This is a genomic window from Dyadobacter linearis (assembly GCF_907165045.1).
Taxonomy (GTDB): Bacteria; Bacteroidota; Bacteroidia; order Cytophagales; family Spirosomataceae; genus Dyadobacter; species Dyadobacter linearis.
The window spans coordinates 87,587-108,152 of sequence record NZ_CAJRAU010000005.1; the positions used below are offsets into that span (position 1 = coordinate 87,587).

The window sequence follows — 20,566 nt, forward strand, 5'->3', positions numbered from 1 at the left end:
GCCACTTTTCCCTGAAAAATGAATTCTATCAGAGCCATTCTCCTTGCATTTGCATTATCGTTGTGCACCGGTCAGATACGAGCACAAAACCAGAAATCGGAAGTACTGATCGAGTGGAGCGAAAGCAATCCGAGAGGGTCGGTTCAGGCGAAAAACGGGAGAGTTACGCGCGTTGAGATCGTTAAAGGAAAAGGCAAGGTTAGTGGCAGTGGGTTTACATTTAGCTCCGTAGGTCCTGCTCGGATCCGGGTGCATTTGGATAGTGTGCAAGTTCAGCCCGGCCCGAATACCACGCTCATTTCGCTTAAAACCGAAAAGAACCCTTTTTCCTTTTTCCTGAGGGACGTGAATACAAACTCCCCTATTTATCTGCCTGACTATAATGCAGTTGTATTGCCAGCAGCAGATAAACGCTCTTTTCAGGAAGTAGAAAAAACAATACTTTCGCGCAATCTTTCCACGAAAATTCAGCGCATAGAGAAGGAGCCTGAGGTTTCATTTCAATCAATAGAAAAGAAGGTGCGGAATATGTCGGTACCAACCTGGCTGGGTACTTCGCGCGACTACCGGATTTTTGAAGTGGCAGACAATCTGTCCGACGCGGCGATCGGAGAGGCAAATATCATTTCTCCAAAGCTGTCTTCGTCGGCCTTGATATTGCCGGAAACCAATAATCAGCCTGCGAAATACATGTATACGCTCGGCAGAGGTGTGGGCGTGCAGGAGAACAACTCGCGGAGGCTGGAACAGGGCACATTGCCCATTTTACATTCCGTTCAGAAGGACGATGATGTGGTTTACAGCTCGACAACATTGGTTTCACTCGAAAAATTACCGCTGACAGCCGACGGCCTGAAAGGCACCGATTTCCTGATCGCCGACAATTCCAGTGGCGGGCACATGTTTACCAAAGAGCAGCAGGCAATACTCGATACCAGACTGAAAGAGCAGAATAATTCGGAGGAAACCGTGATGTTTTTCCGATCAGAAGTGACGAATACCGGTTCAGTTCCGCGTTACGCCTGGTTCAAAACGCCACGACCGGGTACGGGCTGGTGGCACAAATCGGCACATACATTTGACCAAAAAACGGGATTCTCGGCATTCATAAAAGACAAGGTTTATTGTATTTCAAAACTGAATGGTAAACCGCTGCCCAACGAAGAAGTAGCTATTCTTTTGCAACCAGGTGAAAAAGCGGTTTTTGAATTCTACCTGCCGCATAGCCCCATCTCAGAGCAACGCGCTGCTGCGCTGGCTGGTCAGACTTTCGATCAGCGTTATCAGGAAAGCAAAACCTTCTGGCTTGCAAAACTTCATAAAGCTGCTCAGATCCACGTTCCCGAAAAGCGGGTTAATGAAATGATACAGGCCGGCCTGCTGCATCTTGACCTGATCACTTTTGGAAAAGAACCGGGCGGCACCCTGGCTCCGAACATCGGTGTGTATTCCCCTATCGGCACCGAAAGCGCGCCTATTATCCAGTTTTACGCTTCCATGGGTCTCGACGATGTGGCAAAACGGTCGCTTAACTATTTTCTCGATAAACAGCATGAAAACGGTTTTATTCAGAATTTTGGGGGCTATATGGTTGAAACCGGAGCGGCACTATGGAGTATGGGCGAATATTTCAGGTATACCAATGACAAAGATTGGGTGAATGAGATTAAACCAAAACTGCTTAAATCCTGTGATTTCCTGATCGAATGGCGCAACCGGAACAAGAAGGAAGAATTGCGCGGAAGAGGTTATGGTATGATTGAAGGAAAGGTTGCCGATCCGGAAGATCATTTTCACCAGTTTATGCTGAATGGATACGCATACCTCGGCATGAGCCGCGTTGCCGAAATGCTGGCTGGCATTGATCCCGCACAATCAGAACGCATTAAAAAAGAAGCGGCTGCGTGGAAGGAAGACATTCGCGTATCGTTTTTCAATTCCATGGCACTTTCGCCCGTCGTGCCGCTTGGTGACGGAACGTGGTGCCCTACTGTGCCGCCCTGGACAGAAGCCGATGCGCTCCGGGCCCTTTTCCAAAAGCGGGAGACATTCTGGTCGCACGGTACTTTCACCGTTTCCGACGCGATGCTCGGGCCGCTTTACCTGGTGTTTTGCGAAGTACTCGATGTAAATGAGCCGGCATCAAAAATGCTGCTGGACTATCATAGCGAACTGTTTTTTCAAGATAACGCCGCATTCAGCCAGCCCTATTACAGCCGGCACAACTGGATGCAGGCCAAGTCGGGTATGGTAAAGCCGTTTCTGAGCACTTACTACAATACTTTTGCCGCACTCGCCGACCGTGAGACTTACACTTTCTGGGAACATCTTTACAAAGTGAGTCCGCACAAAACGCATGAAGAAGCCTGGTTTTTGATGGAAACCCGGTGGATGCTGTATATGGAGGCCGGCGATACGCTGAAACTGTTCAGCACCATTCCCAGAAACTGGCTGGAAGACGGAAAAAAGATCGAGCTCGAAAATGTGCACAGCTACTTCGGCCCGGTCACGGCAAAAGTCAATTCGCAGGTCGATAAGGGTTATATTGAAGCAACCGTCGAGTGCAGCGACGCCCGGAAACCGAAACAGCTCGTTGTACGTATACCACATCCCGTTAACAATAAACCTCTCAAAGTAACAGGCGGGCAATATGACGAAAAGACCGAAAGCGTAACGATCCAATCCTTCAACGGAAAAGCTGCTATCCGAATCGAGTACTAGCCCAAAAACCGTAAAAAGTATACAACAACCCTGAATTCGTATTCATACCAGCCCGGTTTTCACCCCGACCTTTGATGCATCATTTTAACAATCAGAGATCATGAAAACCATTTTAATTACAGGAGCAAGCAGCGGTATTGGTAAAGAAACGGCCAAATTATTTCAAGCCAAAGGCTGGAACATTGTCGCTACCATGCGCAATCCGGAAACCGAAACTGAATTAGGGGAATTAGAAAATATATTGGTTGCCAAACTGGACGTGCTCGATCCTTCCTCCATTGACCATGCAGTAAAAGAAGGCATTGCCAGGTTCGGGCAGATTGATGTTTTGTTAAATAATGCCGGTTATGGCGCTTATGGCGTGCTCGAATCTTTTTCGAGAGAGCAGATCATCCGTCAGTTTGATACGAACGTGATCGGTTTGCTGGATGTGACAAAAGCTGTACTGCCACATTTTCGCGCCAACAAAAGCGGTATCATTATCAATATTTCCTCGATTGGTGGCAAGATGAGCTTTCCGCTTGGGACCTTGTATCACGGTACAAAATTCGCGGTCGAAGGTATTTCCGAATCGCTGGGCTACGAGGTGGAGGAGTTTGGCGGACAAGTCAAAATCGTAGAACCGGGCGCGATTGCTACTGATTTCACTGGTCGTTCGCTGGATTTCAGCAATGATGAAAGCATGACGGAATACCAGCCGATCGTCGGCAAACTGCTGGCAGCCACGCAGGCGATGTTTGGGCAAGCCTCGCCTGCCAGCGTTGTGGCGGATGTGATTTACGAAGCTGCGACAGACGGCACGGATCGATTACGGTACGCGGCGGGTGAAGATGCGAAAGCCATTATCGCGCAGCGCCAGCAGGCCGACGATGCTACTTTTACCAGCGTCATTAAATCTCTGTTCGGTTTATAATTTTGAGATCATTATGCCTCATTGTCAGCACAATGAGGCTATATTTGTTTTTATGAGCACAAATATTCACCTGCATACCGTCGAGGAATTGTTCAAATTTTTCGGGCTGAACCAGCCTGTTCACCACCCGCTCGTGGCTATCATCGATTTCGGCCTGGTTCGCGAGGCGGACATTGGGAATACCAAAATTTCGACAGATTTCTACACGCTGATTTACAAGACTTACAACCGGAATCACGTGAAATACGGGCGGAAGTTGGTCGATTTTACAAATGGAAGTTTGATCTGTCTGGCACCCAATCAGGTGCTGGAAATGGACGACGATACCGAGGGATCATCGCAGCCATTGGGTTGGGGGCTGGGCTTTCATCCCGATCTGATCCGGGGCACGCCGCTGGGTGACAAAATGAAGAGTTACAGCTTTTTCTCCTACGAAGTTTCAGAATCGCTGCATTTGTCGGAAAAGGAAAAACAAATTTTGGCGGACTGTGTTCAGAAAATCGAAGCTGAACTACACGAAAATATCGATGTGCACAGCCAGTCCATTCTTGTATCGGGCATTGAAATGTTGTTAAACTATTGCTCCCGGTTTTACGGCAGACAGTTTATCACCAGAAAAACCTCCAATAACGCGGTGATCGTGCAGGTGGAGAAGCTTCTGAACGAATATTTCGGGCTGGGCGACCTCAGTGAACGCGGCCTGCCGACGGTCAGATACCTCGCCGAACAGGCCAATTTATCGCCCAATTACCTGAGTGACCTCCTGAAAAAAGAAACCGGCAAAAACGCGCAGGACCACATCCACTATCACCTGATCGAAGAAGCCAAAAATATCCTTTTAAGCAGCAGCCGCTCAGTCGGCGAAATCGCCTACGGCCTGGGCTTCGAATATCCCCAGTATTTCAATAAGCTCTTCAAACAGAAGACCGGGAAAACGCCGGTGGCGTTCAGAAATATGAATTAGTCGTTTCTTACCGGCACCGCATTTCGTTGTGGATCAGCATAAAAACAAAAAAGGACTGTCGCCAACAGTCCTCCAATTCCTAAACTTTCGCCCCCATCTTCTCGAAGCCTTCCCAAAGTACCTTCAAATCAAAAAGCGCCGACTTTTCGGCCGTATCACAAGGAATATCCGAATGATAAAGCGCCAGATCATGGACCATTTTGAGCGAATGCGCCAGCTCCTTACAGCCCTGACATTCTACGAGATACCAAAACTCGGCTTGGGATTCCGTCAGCGGATCGCCGACATTTGATGCGTGACGGGCATCATTCGTTGGGTTGGTGGAATTTTTGTTCGAGCCAACACCTCGTCCATCCGACGTTTGCATAGTTTAAATGGATTTGGGTGAAAAGAAAAGGGGAAGTCACTGCAAACGTCAGTAAAGCGAACTTTAGCAGGTCGCGGGACTTTCACCCGTCTGCTTCCCCAAGGCCATTTTGGCCTGCATTTTAATTGTAGGTTCATATAAATTTTACTATACGTTTGCGGGGCAAATATAGGGGAAAGATTTGGTTGGTGTCAGGACGAACATTCTGTATGGCAATAGTTGTTTCGAGGTGGGACAAAAGGAGAGAAGTTTACTTTATTGAAACTGGGTTGTACTGCTGATCTTGAGATGTGTTCTGTGTTAAGTTAGACTGATGAGCGTCTTTTGCTTTTTTCAAGATTCTTACCTTTGCTTTGTTCGCATGCTTTGTTCGCATTGTTGCTGATACCTCAAGCTGATTACAAAGGTGTTTTTGTAGATGACTTTTCGTAAAATGCGGACGAAACTATTCTAGCGACAGCTATTTTTTACAAATAACTAACTATCATGACTCCTTCGAAACTAGCCTTTGGTAAAGAACTAGGCCTTTTAAGTTATTCTGATATAGAAAATTATTTTAATGTTGAGCAAGTCGAAGCAGATTCACTAGAGTTTAAAAGTTTCAGTGGAGATGCTAAGAATCAGGAGCAAACAATTTTTGAAGAAGTTTGTGCAATGCTCAATTCTGATGGAGGGATGATAATTTGGGGTGCTCCAAGAGAACGTTCAGTTCATGGAAAGAAGGAAAAAGTGACTCAAGGAGAACTTACTCCCATACCATTAGATCAGCGGGTTGAGCAAGATAGATTTTATAACAGAATTGGAGGAGAAATAACACCATTACCATCAGGTATTCGTTTTCGTGAGCTTGAACAAAACGGTGAATTTATATATGTGATTGAGGTAGATAAGAGTGTTTCAAGCCCACATCAGTTCAATAAGCGGTATTATCCAATGCGGATGGGTGCTAATATTCGAGCGGCGCCACATCATTATATTGAGGCACTGTTCAAAAAAGCAAAGAATCCGGTGTTGTATGGCAAAATAACAGATATCCAACTGGGTATGCAGTATGAAACAGTTGCGACCAATTTTGAGATCGAAATTGAAATTTCAAATCAGACTCCTTATTTGAATGAAGAAAATCTCTACTTTACCCTCTCCCACAACATGGACATTTTGGGAAAGCCTGAGGGCGGAATTTTAGTAACTGGAAAAGAGCATTCGACTATTGTAAGAGAAGATAAACAAATGCTTTTTGTTTATCAGGCTCGCCCTATTTTGTTTTTTGGCGACGTGTACAAAGCAAAAGTCAATGCTATGGTAGCCCATTCTGGCAGCGGAAAGACATATGAATTTGTACTTGTTTTTGGTGGTAAATCTTCACCACTAATTAGGTCTGAATATCAACTTAGGGTTGAGTACAGACAAGGGTATGCAAGACCACATGACTTACGCAGGATTTCAGAAAATGTACCTTTAGTCTGATGTATGACAATCTCCAACACCGAACCGAATCTTGATATCACTTGAAAATCCATCTAAATCTGGATAGATACTGCCTTTCCTAATTCCAAGGAAGTATAATGCTCTTTGAATTTTGAAAGCTACATCTGACGAAAAAGATAGCTTGTGGATCCATCTGGTACTTTCGCTACCTTCTTCTTCAAATTCATATTGCAGCTCAATTCGAGGGTCAGGGTGGATGGTAAACACACCGCCCTGACCAGCAATCCGATTAGTGACAGTTGGTGCATAGATAATTCTTGCACGCTCTACTGTAAAGGGGTTACTTGTTGTTGTATATGCGTCAAGGTAGTCACAATCGTGGAGAACATATATTGCTCCACCATTTCTGTTTGTATCCTTAATATTTCCTTGAAAATCAATCTCTGGCTCGGTTGCAAAAAAAGCAGCAACCAATGGGCTATACGTCCAGTCCAGCAAACGCGTTGGCAACCCATGATGTTGAGCAAGAGCTAGCCACATCCAGTCGTTCTGAGGAATTTTTTTTAGCTCTCCATAGGACCTATGTCGAAAGAGTTTAAGCATTTGTAGCTCGTCATCGAGAAGTTGTTCAAGGAGCGGATATATCTGGTTTTTTCGCATCCTTCCAATGGTAGGTATTAACTTGTGATTAACCTGGTCTTTAACTCCTCGAAAGATTACGTGACCACAACAATACCTGTCTTGCAAAAGCGTCTGCACTAAATCATCAAATGACTGTATATCAATAGTTTTCATATAAACTCTATTTAGTTATAATACATGGTTTCATGAGTATGCTTTCACCAAAATTTTGATTCCGATTAGACAATTGCCGCTAGGTTTGCGATAACGGAAGCGTTTAGAAACTATAAGTGACGCTTCCTTGCATTTTTCTTAGTCCGCCCCTTACTTCTCAATGCTTTTAATCGAGAAGCTCACAGCCGAAATGCCGTAGCCATCAACACTTGCTCGCCGCGAGTGATTCCAATTTCACCTGCCACTTTCTTCCAATCCGTTACAGCTGATTTCACCTGATCCAATATTTCATCCATTTCCTTTTCACGCAGGCGAAAGTAAACTCCTACCTGTTTTGCCAAGTCCAAATCGAGTTGGTTGTTATCCATGTCGATATTCAGTGCAAGTCCGTCTTTGTCAATAGAAGGATTTATATCAAAAGCTGGCGATAGCCTCCACCCGGTGGCAGTTAGCAGAAACCCGTGATTGCGCAGATGGTCGTCGGTGTTGGAAATCAGAATATTAAATACCATTCGCCGCCAGAGTTGAGCCAGATCTTCGGCAATGTTGCTCCCTGAAAACTGTATAAATTCAACTATATCGAGATAGGAAGGCGTATCATCGCGGATCAATTCCTCACTTTTGCCGGTCATCGTCATGGCGGAGGCAAAATGGATGCGGGCACTTTTTTCTCTGTCGAATCGCTTGGTAAAAAAGGTGTGATATTTTCCCGCCACGAGTTCCAGTTTACTTTCGGCCATCTCAATTCCTGCATTGATCGCCAGCCGGTAAGCCAGGTATTCCCAAGCCGCGCGGTCAGTTGTATCGTTTTTTGAAGGAAACTTCGCGATCCAGGGTTGGCCCTTTTCGTCGAGGATATTGGCTTTGGGCCTCGCGCCACCGAGAGAGGAGCCGGGCGCCATCAGCATGGCCAACCATTTTCTTACTTCCGCGGTATCTTCATTGGATTCGATAAGTTCAGCTCCGTGTTGAAGCTCACGGACGGTCGCCCAGGGCGGCGTTGGCGAGACCGGATCATTGTCTAAAAATGGCCCGTCCGGATCCAGTTTGAACCTTAATGCACCCATCCGACTTTCGTCATGGACGCCCAAAAGAAAATCTATATCATATAGTGTGGGAGCCTGCTTCCCATTTTGTTTTGCCAGAATAGACGCCCTTCTTTTCATAAGCGTGCGCCCCCAGGTGTCGGGCATAGAGTCCAGAAACACACCGAAGTTTTCTTTTTGGTTAGGATATTGCGCGCCACCAAACCAGGCAATGTCAGGATCTAGCAAGAATTGTTCTTGTGAAGCTATCCAGTCTTTTTGGTATGTGAAACTGAACGATTTTCTGCCTTTGGCTTGCTGCGCAGAGAGCGTCCCGATCAGCTTCGGCCCTGCCATTCCGATCCAATCTGCATAAACATAAATGTCCGTACGGTCCGCCATGCTAAGATTTGCCAATCAGTTTCAAATCCTGCAATTTTCTTCCCAACTCATCGTCGGCAGCTAATTTGAGAAAATCATCCTGTAAACCCAGGACTCTCAAAACATTGAAATACGCGCCTATTGATACACTTGGATTGCCTTTCTCAATGTGATATAATGTAGTCCGATCGATTCCCGCCCGCTCAGAAACCTGAATGGTGGTAAGCTTCCGCCGCTTGCGGGCCAGTTTGATGTTTTCGCCTAATTGTTCCAGAATTTTCAGGAATCTGGGGAGTAGGATTTGCTTTTTGGGCTGCATAATGTTGATTATTACAAACAAAAATATGCATATTGTTTATAATAATCAACACACTTTAAATTGTGAAGGGTATTTTGAGTTATTCGAAATTTTCGAGCAACTGAGCCTTTCAATCCAAATCCCCCGCCCGCTCCTGATACTCATCCAGCACCTTGTCATCAAGCCCCCCTCAATCCCCCTTCAAATTCTCCAAAGGATTGACCAGGGAAGCCTTCACCGACTGGTAACTCACCGTTAAGGCTGCAATCACAATCGCCAGCGCGGCGGCCAGGGCGAACACCCACCATTCCAGATTCACGTGGTAGGCATATTCCTGCAACCATTGGTTCACCGACCACCAGGCGACCGGGAAGGCGATCACATTTGAAATCAGTACCAGTTTCAGGAAGTCTTTCGAAAGGAGCGTGGCGAGGCTGAATGACGAGGCGCCGAGTACTTTCCGTATGCCGATTTCTTTCACGCGCTGCTCTGCGGAATACGTGGCCAGACCGAATAGGCCGAGGCAGGCGATGAAAATGGCGGCGAGGGCGGTCCAGATCATTAAGGTCTGGCGGCGGGAGTCTTCCATGTAAAAGCGGGCCAGCTGCTCGTCCAGGAAATGGTATTCAAAAGGTTCGTCGCCGTCGGCCCGCACCAGTACGGCCTTTAACTTTTCCAGCGTGGCCGGAATGTTGCCCGATTCGATTTTGGCGGTGTAGTAATCGATGACGTGAACAGGATTTTGATTGTAGCCCAGTACAAGCGGAGCAATTTTTTCCCGCAAAGATTGAAAATGAAAGTCCTTGACAATGCCTACCACCTTTGCCTTAAACGGCGTTCCGTTCACATTAACAGCTTCAAAATCACCGCCATTCGACGAGGCGAAGGGTATTTCGACAAACTGACCGGCCGGATCCGTGATATTCAGCAGCCTGGCGGCGGTTTCGTTGAGTAGTACCGAAGTTGAGTCCGAAGGATTATCGAAGTTGCGGCCTTGTGCAAGTTTTATGTCAAAAGTGCCCAGGAAATCCTTGTCTGCCCCGAAAAAGTAAGCAACCTGCGACTCGGTGCGATTACCTTGCGCATTCACCTTTACGCGCTGGTACATTTTCCATTCGCCGGGCACCCGGGAAGTAAGCGACACACTTTTCACAGCCGGGATCGCGGCCATTTCGGCTTTAATCGCTTCGGAAGCTTCTCTGGCCTTGCCCGTGTTAACATCGATCACCACGAGCAAATCCTTATTAAATCCAAGGTTGGTGTTGTTCATAAACTTCACCTGACGGTAAAGAACGATCGTGCCGATAATGAGGACGATCGAAACTGTAAATTGAAACACAACCAATCCTTTCCGTAATCCCAGACTGCCGCCCTGGTTGATTTTCATCCCTTTCAGCAAAGCCACAGGCTTAAAACCCGAAAGCAGCAGGGCCGGGTAACTGCCCGAAATAAGGCCAATCAGGAATGTGGCACCGACAGCCAGCAACCATACGCGGTAGTTGGTGGATAAATCAAAGGAAAGCTGTTTCTCTACAAAATTGTTAAATGGCGGCAGCAGCAGGTTCAGTAAAAGAACTGCCAGTACAAACGCCAGACTGGTAATCAATATGGCTTCCAACAGGAACTGATAAACCAGATTCCGCCGCACTGCACCGATCGACTTACGCACCCCGATTTCTTTGGCCCGGTTAGATGCCCTGGCGGTGGAAAGGTTCATATAATTGATGCCCGCGATGAAGAGCACAAACACGGACACAAACGAAAACATCCTGACATAACCCAGGTTTCCCTGCGGCATCGCCTCGACATTGGAGTTTCTGGCTCCGTCGACGATGTTTTCCGAATGCAGGTGCATGTCTGTCAGAGCCTGCAAGCTGAAATGCAGGCGTGTACCTTTCTCAGGCTTGAAGTTGGCGAGGACCATACTGGTCATTTTAGCGGCGGTAGTTTCCGGTTTTGCGCCGTTTCTCAGCAAGGCGTAGACGGAAAACCCATTGGAAGACCAGTCGGTGGCGGCGGTTTCCTTGAAATCGTCCGAGTTGGTATTTTCGGAAATGAGGCTATTGAAGGTAAAGCTGGAATTCTTGGGATGATTTTTAAGAACGCCGGTGATCCTGTGCGGCGTGTCGAGGTAACTCCATTGAAGCTGTTTGCCCAGCACCTGCGTGCTCCCGAAAAGCCGCATCGCCAACTCTTCGTTGATCACGATCGAGTTCGGCTCTTTCAGCGCCGTTCTTTTATCGCCCGAAATCAATGAGAAATCGAATATTTCAAGAAAGTTTTGATCGGCTATGGTGACGGTTTCCTGGAAATTGACCGGGTTCTGCGGGTCTACCAGATTCGCTCTTCCGATACGGCTCATGCGGGTTGTATTTTCCACTTCGGGAATGCTCTGCTTTGACACCTCCGCCAGTTTGAAGCTGGCCGCGGCGATGGTGGTCTCCTCGCCTTTTACATTCATATGCTCCACAACCCGATAAATGCGGTTCGCATTGGTATACTGCTGATCAAACGTGAGTTCATCAAACAGATAGAGTCCGATGAGCAGGAAGCAGGTAAGACCGAAAGTAAGGCCGGCCACATTCAGAACGGTGTAAAGCCTGTTCCGGACAAGCGTACGGATAGCGACGGTAAAGTAGTTTTTGATCATAGCTTATCAGGAAAAAAGGGGGTGGCGGATCAAGGTTGAAAGTGGTAATTCAATGACGATAAGGCGCATTGATTTTACGACCCGAAGCGAACAAATCTGTACCATTAAGAAAAGCTACGAAAGCACCCGAATTTGCGTTGATGGCTGTTCAGCAAGGGACATAGGCTGTTCGAAAATGAACACCCGCAATCGCAAGGTTGGACGCTGTTGGAAGCTTGAATAAGATATTGAAGAACTACACGATGGGGACGCCGCCGGAGTAGGCCATGACGAAGATGCTAATTACCCGGCCGCGCATGGCGGGCGCTACCAGGGTTTGTATGAGCGTGTTGCTGATCGTGGTTTGCGACATCATCCCGAATGCGCCGACCGCAATGAATTGTAGATTGGTTTGGATCCGAAAGGCGAAATGTACCTGCCCCATCAACTTTTGTCCATTCTCTCCCCCATTCCAGTCCGCCAATTTTGCATTCAGTTCAAGGGAGGCGGTCGGTTCCGTCTCCTCTCACTTTAACTCAATGCAAAATGAAAAGACAACAGAACCGCACGTTAGGTGCATTCGAAAAAGCGTTTTGGCTGCTGGATCAGATCGATTCCAAAGACTTTTGCCTGGCAGCAGACATTACCGGAACACAGCCAGTGGAAAAATGGAGGAAGGCCATTGATATGGCGCAACAACTGCATCCAAACCTCTCGGTAAGGGTTGTGCTGGATGAATTGGGAAGGCCAACATTGCAGCATGTGGACAACCTGCACATTCCACTCCGCGTAGTGCATGCGGAGCAGCATTACCGCTGGGAACAGGAAGTGGAGAAAGAGCTTTCTGAAAGGTTCAACACGGAAGAAGGTCCACTATTAAGGGTTGTTTTGGTTCAAAAAACAGATAGCACCGTCCTGATCCTGGCTGCAAATCACACCGTTTCGGATGGCACATCACTAAGCTATTTGACACGGGATATTCTGCTGGCCGTCACCGGAAATGAGCTTGCGCCGATGGAGCCGCAGGTTTCGAATGATGAAACGCTCGATTTGCCGGAAGATCTGCCTGAACAGATAGTCGATCAGGTTTTGGAACTGAAAATGAAGACGGATGTCGTGAACCCATCGGTTTCATCGCACCGCTTTTCGGAAAGCACAACGCACAACCTGCTCGAACGCGCAAGACAGGAGAACACAAGCGTTCACGGTGCCATTTGCGCGGCGGTACTGCTGGCTTCCAGGAAAATGCGCCCGGAATGGGAGGAGACCAGAATGGAGCTGGTTTCGCCGATTTGCACCAGAGGCGCGCTGAACCTGGATGATAACTTTGGCCTGAACATTACCACGCAATCGGTGTTTTTTGAAAACCAGCGTTACTTATCCTTCTGGGATTTGGCAAGATTGGCGAAGGCTGGTCTCGGCGGGACGAGTTCTGCTGAATATACGACTGGCTATTTGTCTTTTTTTCGGGACCTTGTTTTCGGACACAATGATATGCAGCAAATGCTGGATGCTTTGAAACAGGCTTTTAACCATCACATTATGGTTACAAATCTGGTCAGAGTGAGATATAAAACGAATTTCGGAACATTGAAATTAAAAGCGCTTTACGGCCCGATGGTGCGCTCGGGCAAAGGAATGGAGCAGACGATCGGTGCATTAACTTCCAACGGTTCGCTCTGCCTGACCAATACGAGCGATACGCCGATTCCGGGCTTACTTCTGGAAATGGAGCAGATTTTGGAAGCAGCGTGTGCGGAAAATGTGTCTGCTAAGACTGAATGTTCTTTTCGATAAGCGTCCGCAAACGCTGGTCATTTTGATCGCCCCACTCGCCGATTGCGGCAATGACGGGGATCAGCGATTTACCAAAATCAGTTAGATAATACTCCACTTTGGGCGGGACGACGGGGTAGATGATTTTCCCGACCAGCTCGTGATTTTCAAGTTCTTTTAACTGCACATTCAACACCCGGCGGGAGGCATCCGGAATTTTCCGTTGCAGCTCGCTGGGGCGTTGAAAGCCCTGGTGAATGAACCACAAAAGCCGTATTTTCCATTTGCCATAAAGCACCTCACCGATCAGGTCGAGCCCGCAATTCAGATTGGGCATTGTCTTTCTTTCGTACATGCTGCAAATATAAACATATGCCTCTGCCGGTTCAATAGGGATAAATTTATCCCTATCTGAATCGTAAGTCCGTACTTGTCAGGGCGTAGCATAGTGCTGAAATTTGTCCTACAAAAAATCAGTAAGGACATGGATTTTAATTTTGAAAACGAACTGAAAAACAAAATTGCCCTGGTAACCGGCGGCAGCAAAGGAGCAGGAAAAGCAATCGCCGACCGTCTATTTAAAGCAGGTGCAACGGTGATCATCACCGCAAGAAACAAGCCGCAAGAAGAAAATGAAAACATCCATTTTATAGCCGCAGATTTAAGCAAACCGGAAGGAACGCAGAAAGTGGTGGACGAAGTCATTGAAAAATTCGGCCGACTGGATATTCTCATTAATAATCTGGGAGGTTCGGAAACGCCTGCAGGCGGCTTTGCAGTGCTTTCTGATGAAGATTGGGAAACGTCATTTCAAACTAATTTACTGGCGCCGGTGCGGCTGGATCGCGGATTTTTACCCGGCATGATTAATCGGCACGAAGGCGTCATTATCCACATTGCATCCATTCAGGCGAAGCTTCCTTTGTATGACTCCACATTGCCCTATGCGGCAGCAAAAGCCGCTCTGGTCAATTATAGTAAAAGCCTATCTAATGAAGTGGCTTCCAAAGGCGTGCGCGTGCTGACCGTTTCGCCGGGCTGGATCATGACCACGTCATCCGTCCGGATGATGGAGCGCATTGCCAAAAGCACAGGCGGCACGATGGCAGAAGCTGAGAAAGGCGTCATGGACGCATTAGGCGGCATTCCATTCGGCAGAGCGGCCAGGCCCGAAGAAGTTGCGGAGCTTGTCGGCTTCCTGGTTTCTCCAAGAGCAGCTTACCTCACTGGCACCGAATACGTGATCGATGGCGGCACCATTCCTACATTATAATCCGCTTTTCATCAAGATTTTATTCAATACAAAAACCATTTAAATCAACATAAAAATTCATAATCATGAAAATTACAGAAAACATCGAAGGCTTTATCAAAGCACAAAATGAAGCAGACAGCACCGCATTTGCCAATTACTTCACAGAACACGCAACCGTTTCCGACGAAGGCTCGTCCTATTCAGGCAGGGAGGAAATAAAAGGGTGGATCGAGGAAGCGACAGAGAAGTATAATATGCATACAAAAGTCATTGACTTTACGCAAACCGGCTCAAAAGGAACGCTTACCGTGGAAGCAAGCGGCACATTTCCAGGCAGCCCATTGGTGATGAATTATCATCTTGAAATGGATGGAACGCTCATTAGCTCGTTGAGGATTACAGGCTAATGATTTCAAATTCGCCGATTCCTTCTTCATTCGTTAAAGTTTGCATATGACCATGAAAAAGAGTGAGAAAAAAGGAGAGGTCACCGCAAACTTTAACGAATGAAACTACATCGGTCAGGTCTCGGGACTTGCACCCGTATGCCTCTCCAAGACCATTTTGGTCTGACATTTGAAAATAGTTTCATAAGAATTTATTAAAGTTTGCGGGGCAAATATAGGAGAAAGTTTGGATGTGAAGGCTGCGCAAGTTCCCCGGCATTGAACATAACTTTACATTGATCTATTCAATACGACGTCTGTAAATAGATATCAGCGACCTTTAAATAATTGCTTGCAGCTTGGACTTTCAGCAAACAACATATTCTCAACCATTTTCGTCTGTCTTCTCACCGCAGGATAATCCACCAAACTATTTGACTGGCTTACTGCTATATTGGGTTCAAACAAGCTAGAAAAATGGAGAAGCAGATTGAGATTTACATTAGCCCCAATGGACAGGCGCGGATTGAGACCAGATTTGAGGATGATACCGTTTGGCTTACACAGAAAATGATGGCCGAGTTGTTTCAAACAACGATTCCCAACATCAATATACACCTAAAAAATGTATATGAAGATGGGGAGCTAGTGGAGGAGGCAACTATTAAGGATTCTTTAATAGTTCGATTAGAAGGACGAAGAGAGGTTCAACGTAGCCAGAAATATTACAACCTGGACGTGATCATCTCGGTAGGTTATCGCATTAAATCTGAGGTTGCTACCAAGTTTCGGCAATGGGCTACGCAACGTTTAAAAGAATATCTTATCCAGGGCTACTCCATTAACGAACAGCGACTTGCGCAGAAAAACCAGCAAGTGCAAACGCTGAAAGACGGGATCCGGATTTTGAGCCGTGCGATTGAATACAAGGTTAATGAAGCAGACACAAGCTGGCTTGCACATTTTGCCAAAGGACTGGAATTGCTTGATGATTACGACCATGAAGCGTTGGATCAGAAAGGCATCAGTCAAAGAGCGGCCTTTTATCCTGACTTATCGGCTTACCACGACATTATCAATACCATGCGGCGTGATTTCGACTCTTTCGTGTTTGGAAAGGAGAAAGATGATGGTTTCCGAAGCTCAGTTGCGCAGATCAGCAAAGGGTTTGGAGAAATAGATTTTTATCCGTCTATCGAAGAAAAAGCGGCTACCTTGCTTTACTTAGTGATCAAAAATCATTCATTTGTCGATGGTAATAAACGAATTGCCGCGGCGTGTTTTCTGCTTTTCCTGGCAGTGAATGGCTTATTGCAAGCGAACGAAAATCCAATAATCAGCAACGAAGCACTCGCGAGCCTGACACTTTTCGCCGCGGCCAGCAAACCGGAAGAAATGGAAACTGTAAAGAAGTTGATCGTTAGTGTTTTGAACAGGAATCAGTAAGAACCCGTAAACGCTTGTCGTGTATAGGGACATTTACAACCCATAATTTCCCCATCCGGGAAAAATGTACAAGGCGCATGGCATTTTATCCATTCTTCTGGGCTGATTAACCTGCCACCTTTGTAATGTCAAAACGATATGACAATCGGCTAACGGTTAGCAGATTAACTCAAACAATCAAACTCAATACTCTGATGAAAACTCTTGCCTTGACTATCGCATTCCTTTTCACTTTTATCCAAAGCCAATCTCTATTTGCGCAAACACGCAAACCCGCAGCATTCGGAAGAGAAGAATACATTGAGGTTGAAAAAAATGTAAAACTCCACGTGATCGACCTCGGCGAAGGTCAGCCCGTCGTACTCATTCACGGATGGCCGCTGAACAATGAGATGTACGAATATCAATACCAATATCTGGTGGAAAAAGGATTCAGGGTGATCGGCATTTCGCTCCGTGGTTTTGGAAAATCGGACAGACCTTATGGAAAATATGACTTCGATACATTCTCCGACGACATTAAAGTGGTTTTGGAAAAACTGAAAATCGAAAATGCAACATTAGGCGGCTTTTCGATGGGCAGTGCCGTGGTTCTTCACTACGTAACTAAATATAATGGTGCTCATATCAAGAAGTTAGCCATATTCGGCGCAACCGGTCCATCATGGAAACAACGCGAAGGCCATCCTTATGGCATCACTGAACAAGGTGCAAAAGATCTTATCAAACAAACTAAAACAAACCGCGAACAACTGGTAGCAGGCTTTGGAAAAGCATTTGAAGGACAAGAAGGCGGACTTAAATCAGAATCGATCAAATGGTTGGAAAGCATCAACCTGAATGCATCACCTTACGCTACTACCCAGGCTATCAGCGCATTGGGCGACCTGGATCTGCGCCCGGTGCTTGGAAAAATCAAAATGCCGGTTGCGATATTCCACGGTGTGAATGACAAATTGTGTGACTATGCTCAGGCTGAACAGCTTAACAAAGCCATCGAAGGATCCTACATTGTGAAATTTGAGAAAGGCGGACACGGATTTTTTATTGAAGAAATGGATAAATTCAACACCGAGCTTGAAAAATTCGCCAGAAATTAATTAACTGAATCGCACCTGTGAAGCCAATGATCGCTTCACAGGTTTTTTTCTCTATTTTGAAACAAAAATCCCAGCATTCACAAGCGTATATAGCCATGAGTTCGACCGTTTTCAATAATAATTTAAAGACGTTGGGATTGCTGCATGTGAGTCAGGAACAAACGGATGTGATCAACGGGCCCGCTTACAAGGAATACATTAAGATCCTCTATCTGCCTGCGGACTACAAACTGAGAGTGGATTTTGCGTGTTACGAAACACAACAGCCGACATTGTTTTTTATCAGCCCAAATCAATACCTTGAACTGGAAGCTGCTGGCGAAGAAAGTGGCTACTTCATTTTTTACAACCGCGATTTTTACTGCATTCAGATTCACGATCAGGAAGTTGCGTGCGATGGTCTGCTGTTTAACAATATCCGAAACATGCCGAAAGTCGAGCTCTCCGATGCTGAAAATGCTTTTTTGGGCGGGCTATTTAAGGAAATGATCCAGGAATTCCACCTCAACGACAGCTCGCTGGAAGAAATGGTCCGCACCTATCTCAAACAACTGCTGATCCGCGCGACGCGCTCCTGGAAACGGCAGCATTTGACCCATGATGTGACTGAGCAGCAAAGTGATCTGGAATTTTTCCGCAAGTTTACCCGGCTCGTGGAGGAGCATTATAAATCCAAGCACACCGTGGCCGATTACGCCGATTTCCTGTGTATGGCTCCGAAAACGATTACGCATAAATTCAACCGTTTGCGGTTGCCGCAGCCTAATGAGGTCATCAAAAACCGCATTATCCTGGAAGCGAAGCGGCTTTTAGTCCACACTTCGCTCACAGCCAAAGAGATCGCTTATGACTTAGGGTATAATGATCCCGCCTATTTCAGCCGGTTGTTTCAGACTAAAACAGGCGAATCGCCGTCAGGTTTTCGGTCTAGTTTCCTGGCAGTTGAGCCACAATAAAGGCTTTCAGTCTTATATTTATCTTCGAACAAATTAACAGAAGTGAATATGACGCCCGAATTGATCTCGACATTGCGGAAGGACGTGCAGCTCGACGATGCCGAGGCGGCATATATCTCATCGTTTTTTAAAAAGCGCACCTTCAAACGCGGCGCTATCCTCCTAAATGCCGGCGAGCAGGCTTCTGAGGTATTTTTCGTGCTAAATGGTGCATTACACCAGTTTTACCTCGACGAATCGGGCATAGAAAAGTCGTGCAACTTCGCGTTCGAAAACGAATTTATCACAGACCTTGAAAGCTTTTCCAAACAAAATGCCGCCACCTCTCACATTAAAGCGCTGACTGAAACTTCGGTACTTTCCCTGACCTGCAAGGATATGGGGATGCTTTTACGGGAATTACCGGCCGTCGCTCTTTTCTTCCGCATACTGGTGGAACGCATTGCCGCCGAGAGTATGGAGCGTACCAAATCCCTGCTGGCTTACACACCTCAAAAACGTTTTCTAATGCTGGCAGAAGCCCGTCCGGACATTTTTTTGCGCGTGCCGCAACGATATATCGCGCAATACCTCGGCATAGCGCCCGAAAGTCTCAGCCGCATTCGCAAAAGATTGTTTGTGGAAGCAAAATCTTAACACAGATCAACGTTTGGAACTTGCTGACGGTGATACATTTGTAAAAAAAACAATCATGCAAACGATACTCGGAGCTGGTGGGGCAACCGCCATTGTACTGGCCAAAGAACTGAATAATTACACGGACCATATCCGGCTGGTATCCCGCAAACCGGCGCGGGTCAATACGAACGACGAGCTTTTTCCGGCCGACCTTTTGAAAGCTTCGGAGGTTGAAGCTGCGGTTGCAGGATCTGAGGTAGTGTACCTCACGGCTGGTTTGGAATACAATATCAAAGTCTGGAAGCGCGATTGGCCGATTTTAATGCGCAATGTGATCGATGCGTGTACAAAGGCAAATGCGCGCCTCGTTTTTCTGGACAATGTGTATATGTATGCGGCAGAAGAAATTCCGCACATGACCGAGCATTCAAAGATAAATCCACCGAGTGAAAAAGGGAAAGTGCGCGCCGCCGTGCAGGATATGCTGCTCCATGCGAAGTCCCAGGGGTTGCAAATGCTCATCGCCCGCAGTGCCGACTTTTATGGTCCTGATGTAAAAAACAGCCCGCTCAGTATTTCCGTTACGGACGAATTCAAGAAGGGCAAAAAAGCATTTTGGCAACTAGATGCATTGAAAGTGCATTCATTCACGTACGTACCTGATATCGGAAAATCCCTTGCGTTACTCGGCAACACGCCCGACGCGTACGGGGAAGTCTGGCATTTGCCCACTTCATCGGAGCAGTTAACCGGAAAACAATTTATTGAAATGATTGCCGCCGAAATGAATGTACAGCCGCGCTACTACATTTTCACAAAATGGATGATGCAGCTGCTCGGTATTTTTGTGCCGATTTTGAGAGAATTGAAAGAAATGGCTTATCAATATGACCGCGACTATGTTTTCGACAGCAGCAAATTTGAAAAGCGGTTCTCTTATAAACCCGTAACCTATGCCGAAGGAATCAGGCAGATGGTTAATGGCTAAACCAGCTTTTTCATCATAATGTCCGTCTGCTCATCTTCGCCGAACTTGAAAATATGTTTGTCAAAAGCCACAAAACCATTCTTCTCATAAAACCGGATCGCTTTTAGGTTCTCTTCCCAAACGCCCAGCCAGATATATACTTTTTGTTCTGCCTGGGCGATTTCGAGCGCTTTTTCATATAATAGCTGACCTACTTTTTTGCCATGATAGGCGCTTTTGACGTAAATACGCTCGATTTCAAATGACGAAATATCCTGCAATTCAGTCTGCGCCTCGCCCGTATTCAACTTCATATACCCAACCGGATTTTCACCTAGCCAGGCGATGTAAAACAGCGAATCAGGATTGCTGAGCTCTTCCGTTAGTTTTATTTCACTGAAATTTTCAGCAAGATATTTCTGCATATCCGCCTCTGTATTGGCTTCTGCAAAGGTTTCGAAAAAGGTTTCTTTACTGATTTGCTGCACCGTTTTCAGGTCCTCAGCACCGGCTTTGGTTATCGTGATCTGATCCATTTATT

General features: G+C 46.5%; 19 protein-coding genes. 12 read left to right on the forward strand and 7 right to left on the reverse strand.

Going from position 1 to position 20,566, the window contains the following annotated elements; genetic code table 11:
- The first annotated feature begins 18 nt into the window (after nucleotides 1-18).
- From KOD92_RS17350 to KOD92_RS17360, 3 genes are all read left to right on the forward strand, one after another.
- Nucleotides 19-2,721 (forward strand): glucosidase family protein, encoded by a 2,703-nt coding sequence (locus KOD92_RS17350; protein ID WP_215234862.1) that lies wholly within the window; start codon nucleotides 19-21, stop codon nucleotides 2,719-2,721.
- A 100-nt stretch (nucleotides 2,722-2,821) separates the two neighbouring features.
- Nucleotides 2,822-3,634, forward strand: a complete 813-nt coding sequence (locus tag KOD92_RS17355; protein ID WP_229254725.1) for an SDR family oxidoreductase — start codon at nucleotides 2,822-2,824, stop codon at nucleotides 3,632-3,634.
- A gap of 52 nt (nucleotides 3,635-3,686) precedes the next feature.
- A complete protein-coding gene (locus tag KOD92_RS17360) occupies nucleotides 3,687-4,598 on the forward strand; it encodes a helix-turn-helix domain-containing protein (protein WP_215234863.1) in 912 nt (303 codons plus the stop codon).
- Between the two features lie 79 nt (nucleotides 4,599-4,677).
- Here KOD92_RS17360 and KOD92_RS17365 read toward each other — a convergent pair whose 3' ends face one another.
- Entirely contained in the window at nucleotides 4,678-4,965 is a 288-nt protein-coding gene (locus tag KOD92_RS17365; protein WP_215234864.1) for a hypothetical protein, read from the reverse strand.
- A gap of 486 nt (nucleotides 4,966-5,451) precedes the next feature.
- On the opposite strand from KOD92_RS17365, the gene KOD92_RS17370 reads away from it, so the two are divergent.
- Nucleotides 5,452-6,432, forward strand: a complete 981-nt coding sequence (locus tag KOD92_RS17370) for an AlbA family DNA-binding domain-containing protein (protein WP_215234865.1) — start codon at nucleotides 5,452-5,454, stop codon at nucleotides 6,430-6,432.
- On the opposite strand, the gene KOD92_RS17375 is transcribed toward KOD92_RS17370, so the two are convergent.
- From KOD92_RS17375 to KOD92_RS17390, 4 genes are all read right to left on the reverse strand, one after another.
- Nucleotides 6,424-7,188: an FRG domain-containing protein gene (locus KOD92_RS17375; RefSeq protein WP_215234866.1), complete on the reverse strand. Its 765-nt coding sequence runs from the start codon at nucleotides 7,186-7,188 to the stop codon at nucleotides 6,424-6,426. The two genes, KOD92_RS17370 and KOD92_RS17375, sit on opposite strands and share 9 nt — an antisense overlap.
- 179 nt (nucleotides 7,189-7,367) lie before the next feature.
- On the reverse strand, nucleotides 7,368-8,615 hold the full coding sequence (locus KOD92_RS17380) for a type II toxin-antitoxin system HipA family toxin (protein ID WP_215234867.1): 1,248 nt from the start codon (nucleotides 8,613-8,615) through the stop codon (nucleotides 7,368-7,370).
- Nucleotide 8,616: 1 nt separating this feature from the next.
- Nucleotides 8,617-8,913, reverse strand: coding sequence for a helix-turn-helix domain-containing protein (locus KOD92_RS17385; RefSeq protein WP_215234868.1), 297 nt, complete (start codon nucleotides 8,911-8,913; stop codon nucleotides 8,617-8,619).
- Nucleotides 8,914-9,082: 169 nt separating this feature from the next.
- Complete coding sequence (locus KOD92_RS17390; protein WP_215234869.1) at nucleotides 9,083-11,542, reverse strand: ABC transporter permease; 2,460 nt, start codon at nucleotides 11,540-11,542, stop codon at nucleotides 9,083-9,085.
- A gap of 525 nt (nucleotides 11,543-12,067) precedes the next feature.
- Here KOD92_RS17390 and KOD92_RS17395 point away from each other — a divergent pair.
- Nucleotides 12,068-13,318 (forward strand): phthiocerol/phthiodiolone dimycocerosyl transferase family protein, encoded by a 1,251-nt coding sequence (locus tag KOD92_RS17395; RefSeq protein WP_215234870.1) that lies wholly within the window; start codon nucleotides 12,068-12,070, stop codon nucleotides 13,316-13,318.
- Here KOD92_RS17395 and KOD92_RS17400 read toward each other — a convergent pair.
- Entirely contained in the window at nucleotides 13,293-13,652 is a 360-nt protein-coding gene (locus tag KOD92_RS17400) for a winged helix-turn-helix transcriptional regulator (RefSeq protein ID WP_215234871.1), read from the reverse strand. The genes KOD92_RS17395 and KOD92_RS17400 overlap by 26 nt on opposite strands.
- A 129-nt stretch (nucleotides 13,653-13,781) precedes the next feature.
- Here KOD92_RS17400 and KOD92_RS17405 point away from each other — a divergent pair, with 129 nt between their 5' ends.
- The 7 genes from KOD92_RS17405 to KOD92_RS17435 all read left to right on the forward strand — a co-directional run bounded on the left by KOD92_RS17405 (nucleotide 13,782) and on the right by KOD92_RS17435 (nucleotide 20,046).
- Nucleotides 13,782-14,570, forward strand: a complete 789-nt coding sequence (locus KOD92_RS17405) for an SDR family oxidoreductase (protein WP_215234872.1) — start codon at nucleotides 13,782-13,784, stop codon at nucleotides 14,568-14,570.
- A gap of 65 nt (nucleotides 14,571-14,635) precedes the next feature.
- On the forward strand, nucleotides 14,636-14,959 hold the full coding sequence (locus KOD92_RS17410; protein ID WP_215234873.1) for a nuclear transport factor 2 family protein: 324 nt from the start codon (nucleotides 14,636-14,638) through the stop codon (nucleotides 14,957-14,959).
- 456 nt (nucleotides 14,960-15,415) lie between these two features.
- Nucleotides 15,416-16,384 carry a RhuM family protein gene (gene rhuM, locus KOD92_RS17415; RefSeq protein WP_215234874.1) on the forward strand — a complete coding sequence of 323 codons (969 nt, stop codon included), beginning with the start codon at nucleotides 15,416-15,418 and terminating at the stop codon, nucleotides 16,382-16,384.
- Between the two features lie 194 nt (nucleotides 16,385-16,578).
- On the forward strand, nucleotides 16,579-17,484 hold the full coding sequence (locus KOD92_RS17420; protein WP_215234875.1) for an alpha/beta fold hydrolase: 906 nt from the start codon (nucleotides 16,579-16,581) through the stop codon (nucleotides 17,482-17,484).
- A gap of 95 nt (nucleotides 17,485-17,579) precedes the next feature.
- On the forward strand, nucleotides 17,580-18,440 hold the full coding sequence (locus KOD92_RS17425) for a helix-turn-helix domain-containing protein (RefSeq protein WP_215234876.1): 861 nt from the start codon (nucleotides 17,580-17,582) through the stop codon (nucleotides 18,438-18,440).
- Nucleotides 18,441-18,488: 48 nt separating this feature from the next.
- Nucleotides 18,489-19,076 (forward strand): Crp/Fnr family transcriptional regulator, encoded by a 588-nt coding sequence (locus KOD92_RS17430; RefSeq protein WP_215234877.1) that lies wholly within the window; start codon nucleotides 18,489-18,491, stop codon nucleotides 19,074-19,076.
- Between the two features lie 55 nt (nucleotides 19,077-19,131).
- Nucleotides 19,132-20,046 (forward strand): NAD-dependent epimerase/dehydratase family protein, encoded by a 915-nt coding sequence (locus KOD92_RS17435; RefSeq protein ID WP_215234878.1) that lies wholly within the window; start codon nucleotides 19,132-19,134, stop codon nucleotides 20,044-20,046.
- Here KOD92_RS17435 and KOD92_RS17440 read toward each other — a convergent pair.
- Nucleotides 20,043-20,561 carry a GNAT family N-acetyltransferase gene (locus KOD92_RS17440; protein WP_215234879.1) on the reverse strand — a complete coding sequence of 173 codons (519 nt, stop codon included), beginning with the start codon at nucleotides 20,559-20,561 and terminating at the stop codon, nucleotides 20,043-20,045. The genes KOD92_RS17435 and KOD92_RS17440 overlap by 4 nt on opposite strands.
- Nucleotides 20,562-20,566 lie beyond the last annotated feature (5 nt).